Genomic DNA, 13,644 nt, shown 5'->3' on the forward strand with positions numbered 1-13,644 from the left:
TATTTTTTTGATCGCAATTGCATTATTATTTTTTGTAACTACTTTTGTTCTTGCGTATTATATGTCTTATGAAATGCAGTATCGAACATATGATGGGCTAGAAAAATTGAATGTTCGAGCTACGATAAATTTATTGGGACAAATTTTGTCAGACAGTGTAGAATCGTAGTTATAAGAAGGTGAATCGAATTGCGAAAAATATATTTAGTTGGTTTTATGGGTAGTGGAAAAAGTGCATTAGGAAGACGTTTAAGCTATTTATTGAAGATGCCATATTATGATATGGATCATGAGATTGTGCGTCAGCAGGGGATGACAATTCCACAGATTTTTGAAAAATACGGTGAGGCCCACTTTCGAGAAATAGAAACAGAATTTTTGAAAAATTTTAGGGACGAGGCCTGTATTATTTCGACTGGTGGTGGCGTTGCCATCAATGCTGAAAATCGAAAAATTATGAGGCGCAGTGGACTGGTGTTTTTTTTAGATGCGTCGTTTGAGGATATTTATAAACGAGTTCAGCATGATCCAAATAGACCCATTGTACAGAGCTCTACAAAAGAGGAGCTAGAAAGTCTGTATCACTACAGAAGGAAGTTTTACCGTGATGCAGGCCATATTCAGGTACTGACAGAAGGTAGGACGATTCGCCAAATTCTAGAGTATTTAGTATTTCAAGTGAAAAGATTGAAAAACGAACGATGAATAGCGTATATTTATTTAATGTTCGTGTTTTATTATCTTTTAAAAAATGATTGCCTTTCCAATGCATTTAATGTTAGGATATAGACAAATAAGTAACTAAATGTTCATTGAATACTAAATAGTACCAAGATTTATCTTGGGCGGATGATTGTGCGGGGAGAGAGCGTGTAGACGCCACCGAAGGAGCAAGTAGCAATGGGCTATGAATCTCTCAGGTAAAAGGACTCGTACAAGACGCAACTCTGGAGAGAGCTGTAGTATAACAATAACAGCCACCAAAGGGGAAAGCCGACTGATTGGCAACGGTAAAGCTTGCGAGCCAGTCTGGTGTAACTTTCAGGTGCAAGGACAGAGAATCCCGAAAAGGGGTTCGTCTGTCTTTTTTTATGTCTATAGCACGTTTTACTTAATTGACTGTAGGAATACAAAAAGCAGACGAACTACTACCAGTAAAAATGTAACTAACAATAAGGGGGCAAAAAAGAATGTCGAATGAATTAAAACGTACACCTCTATTTGAAGAATACGCGAAATATGGTGCAAAAACAGTTGACTTCGGTGGATGGGAATTACCTGTTCAATTCTCTTCTATTAAAGAAGAACATGATGCAGTGCGTAATCGTGCAGGCTTATTTGATGTATCACATATGGGAGAGATTTTAGTAACAGGTCCCGATGCATTAGGTTTTTTACAAAATCTTTTATCAAATGATGTATCAAAAATTGCTGACGGTCAAGCGCAGTACACGGCAATGTGCTACGAAGATGGTGGCGTTGTTGATGATTTATTAACATATAAATTAGCTGACAATCACTATTTATTATGTGTCAATGCAGCTAACATTGAAAAAGACTATGATTGGATGATGGAAAATCAACATCAATATGATGTGACGATTGATAACCAATCGGATGCCTACGCACAAATTGCTCTTCAAGGACCACTAGCAGAAGAAGTTCTTCAATCCCTTACTTCGACTGATGTAAGTGCCATTAAATTTTTCCGCTTCCAAGAGAATGTGGAGGTTGCAGGACATAAAGTATTAGTTTCTCGCAGTGGCTACACAGGTGAAGATGGCTTTGAATTATATGGCGCTCCAGAAGACATCAAAGCGCTTTGGGGTAAAATTTTAGAGGCAGGTCAAGAAAAAGGTGTGGTTCCAGCTGGACTAGGATGTCGTGATACACTTCGTTTTGAAGCGGGGCTACCACTATATGGTCAAGAGCTATCAGCAACAATTTCTCCTCTAGAGGCTGGTATTGGTTTCGCTGTGAAATTAAATAAAGAAGGCTTCATTGGTCATGAAGCATTAGTAGCTCAAAAGGAAAATGGTCTACCACGCAAACTTGTAGGCATTGAAATGATTGATAAAGGCATTCCACGCCATGGCTACAAAGTGTTTAAGGATGGTCAAGAAATCGGTGAAGTGACAACTGGTACACAGCTTCCTTCATCAAAACGTAATGTTGGTCACGCATTAATTGACAGTCAATTCGCAACAATCGGAACTGAACTAGAAATTGAAATTCGCGGTAAACACTTAAAGGTAATAACAGTAGAAACACCGTTTTACAAGCGTTCAAAATAATAGTTGAAAAGAGGGACCTACATTTATGAAACATCGTTATTTACCTATGACGGAGCAAGATCAAAAAGAAATGTTAGACGTAATCGGTGTATCCTCAGTCGATGAGTTATTTGAGGATATTCCTGAGAAAGTCCGTTTTAAAGGCCTTTATGATATTAAAGAAGCAAAATCAGAATCTGCGTTATTAAAAGAGTTAACGGCACTTGCTGCTAAAAATAAGGACACAAATGCCAACGTATCATTTTTAGGTGCAGGTGTTTATAACCACTATAAACCAGTGATCGTAGACCATGTTATTTCTCGTTCAGAATTCTATACAGCTTATACACCATATCAGCCAGAGATTTCACAAGGTGAGCTACAAGCCATCTTTGAATTCCAAACGATGATTGCTGAGCTAACGGGAATGGATCTTGCTAACTCTTCTATGTATGACGGTGGTACAGCATTGGCAGAAGCGGGTATGTTGGCAGCTGGTCATACGCGTCGCAAGAAAATTTTAGTGTCAGAAGCAGTGCACCCAGAATATCGCGATGTTGTTGCTACATATGCATATGGTCAATCCATTGATATCGTGACTATCCCGCAAAAAGATGGTGTGACAGATGTGGATGCATTAAAAGAGTTAATCGATGACAACACAGCAGCTGTTATTGCACAATATCCAAACTTCTTTGGCCAAGTGGAAGATATCCAAGTGATCGGGGATATTGCACATGCTGCAAAAAGCTTACTCGTTGTATCTTCTAACCCATTGGCATTAGGAATTTTAACGCCTCCTGGCAAGCTTGGTGCTGATATTTGTGTAGGTGATGCGCAAGTATTTGGTATTTCTGAAGCCTTCGGCGGCCCACACTGTGGTTTCTTTGCAGTGACAACAAAATTGATGCGTAAGGTACCAGGACGTCTTGTTGGTGAAACAGTGGATGGTGAAGGTCGTCGTGGATACGTATTAACACTACAAGCACGTGAACAACATATCCGTCGTGATAAAGCAACTTCCAATATTTGCTCGAACCAAGCACTACTTGCACTTGCAGCTTCTGTAGCAATGACAGCTCTTGGGAAACAAGGAATTCGTGAAATGGCTACTCAAAATATCGCGAAAACACGTTATGCAAAAAATGCCTTTGAAGCAGCAGGCTTTACAGTAGCATTCCAAGGCGCACACTTCAATGAAATCGTTGTGAAAACGAATAAATGTGTGAAGGAAATCAATAAAGGCTTAATCGAAAAGGGTATTATCGGTGGCTATCCTTTAGGTCAAAATTATGACTCTCTTAAAAATCATGTGCTAATCGCAGTAACTGAATTACGCACAAAAGAAGAAATTGATGCACTTGTTGCAGAAATGGGGGCTCTTAATGCATAACGAAAATCAATCACTCATTTTTGAAATTTCAAAAGAAGGTCGCGTTGGCTATAGCTTAGAAGCACTAGATGTGCCTGAGGTAGACCTAGCAGATTTATTACCTGCAAACTTAGTACGTTCAGAGGCAGCAGAACTACCTGAAGTGTCTGAGCTTGATATTATGCGTCATTATACAGCACTTTCTCGTAGAAACCATGGAGTAGACTCTGGCTTCTATCCGCTTGGCTCTTGTACGATGAAATATAATCCGAAAATTAACGAAACAGTTGCACGTCTTTCTGGCTTTGCAAATGTTCACCCATTACAGGATGAATCAACAGCACAAGGGGCAATGGAGCTTCTTTATGATCTTCAAACTTCTTTAGTGGAAATTACTGGGATGGATGAAGTTACATTACAACCAGCAGCAGGTGCTCATGGTGAATGGACAGCGTTAATGATGATTCGTGCCTTCCATGAAGCAAATGGTGAAGGTCACCGTAACAAGGTAATCGTTCCTGATTCAGCTCACGGTACAAACCCAGCATCTGCGACAGTAGCAGGCTTTGAAACAATCACTGTTAAATCAGATGAAAATGGCTTAGTTGATATCGAAGACCTTCGCAAAGTAGTAGGTTCTGATACAGCAGCTCTAATGTTAACGAATCCGAATACACTAGGGTTGTTTGAAGAAAACATTATCGAAATGGCAGAGCTAATTCACTCTGTAGGCGGTAAAGTGTACTATGATGGTGCGAACCTCAATGCTGTAATGAGTAAAGCACGTCCTGGCGATATGGGCTTTGATTGTGTGCATTTAAATCTACACAAAACATTTACAGGCCCACATGGTGGCGGTGGTCCAGGTTCTGGTCCAGTAGGTGTAAAAGCAGATTTAATTCCATTCCTACCAAAACCAGTATTAGTAAGAACTGAAGAAGGCACATACCACTTTGACTACGATCGTCCACAATCAATCGGACGCGTAAAACCTTACTATGGTAACTTTGGTATCAATGTTCGTGCTTATACGTACATTCGTACAATGGGTCCTGATGGTTTAAAAGCTGTTACAGAATATGCTGTATTAAACGCCAACTACATGATGCGTCGCTTAGAGCCATTCTACGATCTACCATATAACCGTCACTGTAAACATGAATTTGTCTTATCAGGTCGTCGTCAGAAGAAACTAGGCGTTCGTACATTAGACATCGCAAAACGTCTGTTAGACTTTGGCTACCATCCACCAACAACTTACTTCCCATTAAATGTGGAAGAGGCGTTGATGATCGAGCCAACTGAAACAGAATCTAAAGAAACGTTAGATGCATTCTGTGATGTAATGATTCAAATTGCGAAAGAAGCAGAAGAAAATCCATCAATCGTTCAAGAAGCACCTCATACAACAGTCGTATCTCGTCTAGACGAAACTCGTGCTGCTCGTACACCAGTGCTTCGTTATCAAAAAGCATAGTCTACAAAACCGTTCACGTTTATGTGAGCGGTTTTTTTTGCATCTTAAATTACAGGCTAAACGAATCTTCAATTGATTATGAAAATCTGAGTATCTTACAAGAGAAGTGCCAAGTAATGCAAAATTAAAAGTTGATGGAAGTTTCGTTGATAAGTATATAAGATTGGTGTTAAAAGACTCTGATCTTGATTTATTTCCATTAAACGATTTAAACTGGGTAGATACCTGTTTTGTTCAGAAAAATTTAAATCTGTGAAAAATTCCATCTTAAAGGGATTCAATTTAAGGACTTAGAGTTAGTGCCTAACTATCTACAATCGAAAGTATAATTAATAAAATCTTTGCACCTTATTAAGCACAAGATAGGGTTAGGTTGGTTCTATTAAGGGGGGAAAGTGATGGAAGAAGATATCAAGTTTGGTAATAGTCTATTATACTATAAATGTGATAATATTGAATTTTTAAAAGGTTATGGTCAATTATATACAGAATTTGATGATGGCGTTGCAACTAGGCAGATCAATATAATAAAAAACGATATGTACTGTTCTTCATCATTGCACGATTGGAACGAAGATATTGGATTTTTATTATATGACGGACATATCGATAGTTTAGATGTAAGCGATAGTGTACCTATTACAAGATTAGATTTTGAGAAAAAATGGCAGGAGGGAATTGTAGCTAACAAATCTCCAATAAACTACTTAAAGGGCGATGCATCTCTTCCTTTAGAAGAACATACACTCATTATTCATGTAGTCAATATTTTAGGAAAATGGGGAAAAGGCTTTGTTTTATCTTTATCAAAGCAATTCCCTATTGCTAAAAATGATTATGTAAAATGGTCGAAGGATAAAGAAACTTTTGGGTTAGGAGAGGTTCAGTTTGTATGTGTAGACCAGCAGAAAGCTACTTTTGTTGCCAATATGCTTGCACAGCATGGTGTGAGGAAAAATGATAAAGATCGTACAACCTATATTGATTATGATGTGCTTCGTTTATGTTTAAGAAAAGTTGCGAGGTTTGCCTTAAAAAATAGATTATCGATACAGATGCCTAAAATTGGTTCAGGTTTAGCTGGAGGAGATTGGAGAGAGATCGAAAAAATAATAAATGAGGAATTGATTTATTATAAAATTAAATGTACTGTTTTTGAATTGTGATAAATTAAATTAAAGTTAGGGGTGGCATCTATGGTAGATACAAAATTGAGGGAGCGGGTGTTTGACACTTTATACGGTGGGATTATCGGTGATCTAATGGGCGTACCTGTTGAGTTTAAACAAAGAGGGACTTTCCATGTGCAAGATGTGATGGGGTACGGTACTTACAATCAGCCACCTGGTACTTGGTCTGATGATACTTCTTTAACACTCTGCCTGGTCGAGAACATTATTGAAAATGGGAATACCAAAACATTAATGAATAAATTTGTACAATACATGGAGCAGGGCTATCTCACACCATTTGGCGAAATGTTTGATATTGGAATTACTACAGCTGAAGCCGTTTCGAACTATAAAAAAGGTGTTCCGCCAGCAAAATGTGGTAAAACGGGCGAATTTGATAATGGCAATGGTACGTTAATGAGAATTGCTCCTTTAGTATTCGTGGTAATGCATGAGTTAGATTTTATTAAAAGAAAAGAATTAGTTCATCAGTATACAGAGATTACTCATGGTCATCCGCGTTCCATAGTAGGGTCCATCATTTACATTGAACTATTATTAAGCTTATACCGAAATAATTCACTAGAAGTGGCCTTAAAAGAGGTCTTTGAACTACTCCAAAATAATTTACAAAATGAAATGAAAGCAGAGTTAAATGCTTATGCAAGGATTTTTCATGAAAACTTTTTAAATACGCCTGAAGACGAGATTCAATCGAGTGGCTATATTGTTCATTCGTTAGAAGCGGCTATTTGGTGTGTAGGTAATTCTACAACATTTAAAGAAGCGATTCTGATGGCAGTTAATTTAGGAGAAGATACGGACACCGTTGCAGCAATTACAGGATCGATCGCGGGAATGTATAAACAGTTGGACAATATTCCGGAAGAATGGTTAGGTAAAATTGTCAGTAAACAAAAGGTTGATGCCTTAATCCTGGCGTTTTATGAATTTTGTGCAGCGCAGACGTAAAAAAGTTTATTGGAAAGGACGGTGACGACATGTTACCTATACATAATAGCTATACAGTAAATCCACCTGCAACAGATCACCAAATTGTACACATAGAACATAGGCTGAATTGCCAACTTCCGAGTGCGTATACACTTGTATTAAAGGAAAGTAACGGTTTATCGTTAATGAATGGCGTAATCATTTATGGTACAGAGGAAGTGATAGAAAGAAACCAGACTTGGGAAGTGGAGGAATATGCAAAAGGCTATATTGCAATTGGTGATGATAGTGGAGGAATGGTCTTTTTAATGGACATAAAGGCAGAGGATTATCGTGTTTTAGCAGTAGATAGTGGTGATATGAACCCAAAGCATGCAACATTGATTACTTGTGATTTCTACAAGTGGCTACAAGAAGGGTGTCAGTATTAGCAAAAGAGAAAAATGAAAAGCTTCTTCCTACTAGAAGGAAGGAGCTTTTTCATATTGTTTTCTATGTCTACTTTTGGTGAAAAAAATTGAAAATAAAGCAAAATTATTACGTAATCTATTATTTTTTGAATTTTTTAGAAAATTATGTTGAATTATTGGAGAGAGGTAGTATAATGAAAATATAGTTACATAAATGGTTAATAATTCCTTATTAAGAGGAATTATTGGCAAAAAATAGTGACTATAAATTAAAAAAATGAAGAAATGAGGCGATTTTAATGATTAACATGATTCAATATTTAGAGCAAAACCCGACGTTGGTGACATTGTTAAAAGAAAAAAAAGCTTCTCTCATTGGAGTAACAGAACTTGAACAAAAAGCAATATTAGATTCTTTTGAAGAAAAGTTAGGTCCTGAGTGGGGACTGTGGAACTAAAATTAAAAATAAAAGAAAAATGGTTTTTGAGTGCTATAAGTATCTATTTAATGTTGGGTGTTTATTTATTATTTATTACTTATAGCACTTCATTTTTAGGTATAAAAATAAAAAAAGAGAATGAACAATGGCTTGTAACGGATTTTTATTATAAAGACTGGGCAGCAGAACGACAAATAACTCCTGGAGATAATGTAGTAAAAATCGATGGAAATAAAATAAACGACATTCCATTTATAAAAAGTGAATATATTATCAGGGAAGCAAAGAGTTTAACCATAAGGCAACCTAATGGGAATTTGGTTCACATCCAAATAAAACCATTAGCTATTCCTGAGTATTTTTATTTTGTATTTATAGTACCAACGTGTTACTTTTTCTTAACTTTAATGATTTCATTGTATTTATATTTTAAACAAAGAAATACGCCATTATTGGATTTATTGATATTGTTTATATTAACTGTATCATTAGCATATGTAAGCTTAGGTGCCTCTGGTATCTTAAATAATTTTGGAATTATTGTTAATCGCGGTAGTATGCTACTCTGCCTAGTTCTTTTATTACATTTTTTAAAAGAGTATTTTAGCTTTCTGAATATAAAATGGCCGTTGTTAAAAAATATTAAGGTATTATATATACTTCCTCTAACTGTAGTAATTCTAAGTATCTTCGGTATAGTCTTTGACGACATTCATTCTCTAGTTTCAAGTATTATTTTGGGCATATTTTTCTTATTACTAGTAGCCATTCTTAGCATTATGATTATTAGTTATATTATATATAGAGTGCCAAAACTTAAAATACTTATTAGTAGTATTATTATTCCATTTATACCTTTCTTATTTCTATATGCGTTACCTGAGACTTTTTTTCATAGGCAAATTCTTTCGGCAGATATAAGTTCCATATTTCTTTTACTAATTCCATTCAGCTTCATTTTTACACAACTCACTGAACGTATTTTTGATATGGAGTATTTCATTTCTCGATTGCGTTATTATTTTAATTTCTCATTTGGCTTTACGATATGGCTGTTAATCGGTTTATATTTATTTGCAGATTTATCAGTTTCGCACATGACAGAGATTTTCTTTTTTGCCTTTCTATCGTTAATGGCGTTGTTCTACATTAAAGAGCGGATTGATTATCGTAAGCGGAAAATTTTATTTTCTACAAAAGGCGACTACATCCACCGCTTGTATACGACCGTTGAGAGTATTGGTAGAGTGGTGAAGATTGAGGACTTATTGGAGAAATTTGTACAAGAGGTTGTGGTTCAGCTTGAAATGGAAAGTGTGTATGTGCTCACATATGATTTTCAAACACATCAAGTTACCTTAACAAATAAATCAAAAGAATACACGCAGCATCAAATAGATGAGGTACTAGTCGAACGATTAGGCTTGGGAGATATAAAGAAGACAGATCATTTCTATATCGCCTTTATTCATCAGGATGTGAACTATAAACGAATCCTTGTTGTGGATCATAATAAAACGATTTATCTCAAGGACGAGGAACTGCTATGGCTAGAATTATTGCTGCTCTATTTAAATAATTTTATCGAAAACACAAAAATGGTTGAGGAGCTTTTAAATCAGTTAAAGCATATGAAAGAAGCTGATAATCGACAGCTACCATGGCTCAATAAATTACTCTGGCTAAGGTTCGAGGAAGAAAAATATCAGTTAGCGCAGGAACTTCATGATACGATTTTACAAGAACAACTGCACATTGCAAGGGAAATGGATGTCCTCATGCATACCAAAGAAAAAGAGGAGATCCCATCTAAACTTATAAAGCTTCATGAACATATGATTATCTCTCTGAATGATTTGAGGGGCTACTGCGAAAACTTAAAGCCACCTCTATTAGATACATTGGGCTTAAATGCAGCCCTTGAAAAATTAATACAGAAAATTCATAAACGGGCTAATTTTGTTTTGATATATACGATTGACCGCCTCTATTTAGAGGATGAGCGTTTAAATTTAATGATTTATCGACTGTTTCAAGAATTATTAAACAATGCGTTAAAACATTCCTATGCTAATACAGTTGAAATACATTTACTGGGCACCGAAGAGGGATTCCAAATTTTGTATAGCGATGATGGTGTTGGTTGTAATATAGATGATATTCTACTTGCCGATTCTATGGGCATACAAGGCATGCAGGAGCGCGTTCAAGCTTTTAATGGGAAATTCGCATTAGATAGCAAAGTAGGAGAAGGGATGACGATTCGTATCCAAGTAAGTGAAACCCAACATACGAATCCCTATACCTATAAGACCCTGACCCGACCAACTTATATGATACGAGGATAACCAGATGAAGCGGAAGCATAAGTGCATATATTTTTTTAACACCTTTTAATCTCTTCGTAGAGGCTACGAATGTGGGTTAGAAGGCTTTTGTTTGAAAAGTATTTATTTATAATCAAAAATGATAAAACGTTATCAAAAAAATATTATTTGGTAAATAGTAAATCAGGAAAAAATACACTTTTTAGAGTATTTACCTAATATTCAAGGAAATTATGGCCATATGACCGATATAATTCAGGAGAAGGATTGAGGAGGTCAATAGATTTGAATAAAAAATTATTTTTAACAGCAGCAGCTATTCCTGTTGCACTTATCGTTCCCACTGTAGCAGGTGCGGCCGAAACAGTTTCAGTCACTGGAGAAAATATTGTCAATGCAACATTAAAAGTGGAAAAATTACCAAATGATACAATCGTCAATGCCTATCAATGGTATTATCTAGAGGAAATTACTGGTGAAGAGGGTTCAACAAATAAGCCCATCTCTGGAGCAACATCTATTTCATTAAAAGTGCCTGTTGAAGCAGCTGGAAAAAGCATTTTTGTGGAAGCAACTACGACAGATGGTAAAAAATTTAAAAGTGCACCGCGCACTATTCAGCCATTAGAGCTCGATATCACCATTCCAACGTTAGAAGGTCAATCCGCTGGTTTTGTAGCACCGGGAGAAACAGTGAAAGTGGCTGGTATTACTGTAACTGATAAGAATGGTGCAAAATTGCAAAGTGATCAAATTACATATAGTTATCAATGGTTTTATAAATTAGGCGATAACTCCTTTACTATCATAGAGGGAGCTGCAGGTAGTACATATACGATTCCGAAGGATGCCATTGAAAAGGATATTAAAAATATTGCTGTTACTGTCAAAGCAAAAGTGGGTCTTTCTTTTGCGGAATCTAAACTATCTGATACCATCACAGTCTCTAAACAACCCACTGATACTTTAACGAAAGAGATTAAAGCTTTACTGGTCAATGATAATAAATACAATGTATCAAGCTTAGCAGAATTTAGTGCTAAAGTTGCGGAACTAGAAAAAAACTATCAATCCTTATCAGCGGCAGCTAAAGGTAATGTGTCTAATTATGATGTCTTAAAGCGAGCACTTGCTGATGTTGAATTAATAACTAAGTTAAATGAAAAATGGAGCAAAATAGAGACTAGTAATGAAAAAGAAATAAAGGAACTAGAAGAGGCTTATAATAAGCTAGATCTGTTACAGCGTAGCTTAGATGTAGATGAGACCCTATATACGAGCATTAAAAAACTATTAAACGAGCCAAATGATCTTGAAGAGATAAAAGAAGTCAGAAAACTCAATCAAGCTATTATTAATTTATTATCTTATGAGAATTCACTTGTGAAATATGTAGCTTCGGATGTTGATTCCTTACAAGCGAGCGTGAAGACAATCGAAGCGGATATTGAGAAATTATCACAAAGCTACCGAGCCGCTGTTCAAAACCAAGCAATTTTGTCTGAGGCTAAATCGGATATTAAAAAGGTCGAGCAATTCATTAAATCATTTGATAAATTAGCTACAAATAGTACGCCTAATAAACAAGTGACGACTGCTAAATCAATCCGTACAGCCTATGAAAAATTAACGTATAAACAATTAAAATTAGTGCCAGATGTGTATGTGCAGCGTTTGACTACAGCAGAACGTGCAGAAGAAAGTCAAATTATAAATTTAAATAATGTTATAGATAGCTATATTAGCGATGATGTTTATCCGTTCAATCCGTCTGCTGGTTCATGGCAAAGTCATGTCAATAATGTTAATCAAATGATCAAGGAATATAAGAGCTTAACAAAAGCCTCCGCAGCACAAATTAATGGCTACGATAGTCTTGTTACCTTACAGAAAGATTTAAAAGCAGCTGAAAAAGTAATTAAAGATATGGATGCCTATCAAAAATTATCTGCAACAACTGGTGTAACGGAAAGTAAACTTAATTCAAGCTATACAAGTACTTTAAAAGCTTATAATAATCTTACAAATTTACAGCAATCACTTGTATATAATGCTGAAGAATTTTTACTAAACACGCCAAAGATTTCAGTTGATGGCAATGGTAAAGTGCCTACTGATAAAGCAGCAGCAGAGGCGTTAAAGGCGGATATAGCCAAATTTGCGGATGTTACGAAATATTCATTCAATCAATTAGAAACCGCTGTTAATACAGCTTCTGAATCCTATAAAAAATTGTCTTCAGCTGCAAGAAAATACGTGACAAATTATTATTTATTAACAGCAGCAAATAAGGATATTACAGGAGTAAAATCATTCTATAAAAAAATACAGACTGCTAGAGAAGAAACAGATGCTGCGAAAAAGGCTAAAAAAATTGAAACAGTGCAAAAAGCTTATGCGAAATTACCTGCGAATCAGCAGCATTTAGCAAAAGAACAATATGAAGCTTTATTAAAAAATCAAAATATAGATGAAAATGCATCGAAAATTACACAGCTAAATAATGGTATTGCCACAATTGTTTCCAATAATCTCTATGTCGTAACGATTGAACGTATTAAAAATCTTTCTACACAATATAGTAGCCTTAGTTCAAGTGAGAAAAAACTGATTACGAACTATGATATTTTAAAAACTGCGCTTGCAGACGTGAAAAAAGTGGAAAGCTTTATGAAGACCTATGAGAAATCCTTTGCTTCAAATCCCAGCACTGTGATCAAGGCATATGAAAAGCTTACATCTAAACAAGTGAGCCTGATTGATGCAGGAACTAGACAATTGATCATTGATAAGCAAAAAGGACAACAGCAAACGAATGAAAATGCATTGTCATTAATTGAATCCATCAATTCACTTCTTGTAAAAGGTGAATATATCAATGGTTTACAGGAGAAAGTAAGTGAAATCCGTAAAGCCTATGATGCTCTGAGTGATGCTGATAAGAAGGTTGTTAAAAATTATTCGAAGCTCACACAAGCAGAGGGTGATTTGAAGAAGGTTGAAGAGGTGCATGCTATATACGAACCAGCAGGGAGCAATAATGATGCTGCACGTAAAGCATGGCAAACAGCCTATGGAAAGCTCTCTAAAAGATTAGAGTTACTCTATACAAACATGTATCCAACCGAGCAATAATTGTTACTTCCAGATGGCCTCGAACAGTTTTCGAGGCTTTTCTTTATACATAAGATTTGTCTAGTAATTTGATTGTCCGCTATA

Annotated in this window: 11 protein-coding genes and 1 riboswitch; all 11 genes read left to right on the top strand. The window is 35.9% G+C overall.

The annotated features are described in order from the left end of the window. The first annotated feature begins 7 nt into the window (after positions 1-7). Positions 8-169: a hypothetical protein gene (locus tag VK91_RS09120; protein ID WP_225340350.1), complete on the top strand. Its 162-nt coding sequence runs from the start codon at positions 8-10 to the stop codon at positions 167-169. Between the two features lie 20 nt (positions 170-189). Then, positions 190-705, top strand: a complete 516-nt coding sequence (locus VK91_RS09125) for a shikimate kinase (RefSeq protein WP_004231053.1) — start codon at positions 190-192, stop codon at positions 703-705. 144 nt (positions 706-849) lie between these two features. Then, a riboswitch (glycine riboswitch) is annotated at positions 850-942 on the top strand. Between the two features lie 248 nt (positions 943-1,190). Beyond that, positions 1,191-2,294: a glycine cleavage system aminomethyltransferase GcvT gene (gene gcvT, locus VK91_RS09130; RefSeq protein WP_048392264.1), complete on the top strand. Its 1,104-nt coding sequence runs from the start codon at positions 1,191-1,193 to the stop codon at positions 2,292-2,294. Between the two features lie 25 nt (positions 2,295-2,319). Beyond that, positions 2,320-3,666, top strand: a complete 1,347-nt coding sequence (gene gcvPA / locus VK91_RS09135) for an aminomethyl-transferring glycine dehydrogenase subunit GcvPA (RefSeq protein ID WP_004231057.1) — start codon at positions 2,320-2,322, stop codon at positions 3,664-3,666. Continuing rightward, on the top strand, positions 3,659-5,122 hold the full coding sequence (gcvPB, locus tag VK91_RS09140) for an aminomethyl-transferring glycine dehydrogenase subunit GcvPB (RefSeq protein WP_048392265.1): 1,464 nt from the start codon (positions 3,659-3,661) through the stop codon (positions 5,120-5,122). The genes gcvPA and gcvPB overlap by 8 nt, the downstream gene beginning before the upstream one ends. Before the next feature lie 398 nt (positions 5,123-5,520). Then, positions 5,521-6,288, top strand: a complete 768-nt coding sequence (locus VK91_RS09145; RefSeq protein WP_048392266.1) for a macro domain-containing protein — start codon at positions 5,521-5,523, stop codon at positions 6,286-6,288. A 30-nt stretch (positions 6,289-6,318) separates the two neighbouring features. Next, on the top strand, positions 6,319-7,266 hold the full coding sequence (locus tag VK91_RS09150; protein ID WP_048392267.1) for an ADP-ribosylglycohydrolase family protein: 948 nt from the start codon (positions 6,319-6,321) through the stop codon (positions 7,264-7,266). A gap of 29 nt (positions 7,267-7,295) precedes the next feature. Continuing rightward, positions 7,296-7,679, top strand: coding sequence for an SMI1/KNR4 family protein (locus VK91_RS09155; protein WP_048392268.1), 384 nt, complete (start codon positions 7,296-7,298; stop codon positions 7,677-7,679). A gap of 278 nt (positions 7,680-7,957) precedes the next feature. Continuing rightward, positions 7,958-8,116, top strand: coding sequence for a competence pheromone ComX (comX, locus tag VK91_RS09160; protein ID WP_048392269.1), 159 nt, complete (start codon positions 7,958-7,960; stop codon positions 8,114-8,116). A 50-nt stretch (positions 8,117-8,166) separates the two neighbouring features. Continuing rightward, entirely contained in the window at positions 8,167-10,446 is a 2,280-nt protein-coding gene (locus VK91_RS09165; RefSeq protein WP_048392683.1) for an ATP-binding protein, read from the top strand. 264 nt (positions 10,447-10,710) lie between these two features. After that, complete coding sequence (locus tag VK91_RS09170; RefSeq protein ID WP_048392270.1) at positions 10,711-13,560, top strand: hypothetical protein; 2,850 nt, start codon at positions 10,711-10,713, stop codon at positions 13,558-13,560. Positions 13,561-13,644 lie beyond the last annotated feature (84 nt).

The sequence above is a fragment of the Lysinibacillus sp. LK3 genome, assembly GCF_001043675.1.
GTDB lineage: Bacteria > Bacillota > Bacilli > Bacillales_A > Planococcaceae > Lysinibacillus > Lysinibacillus capsici.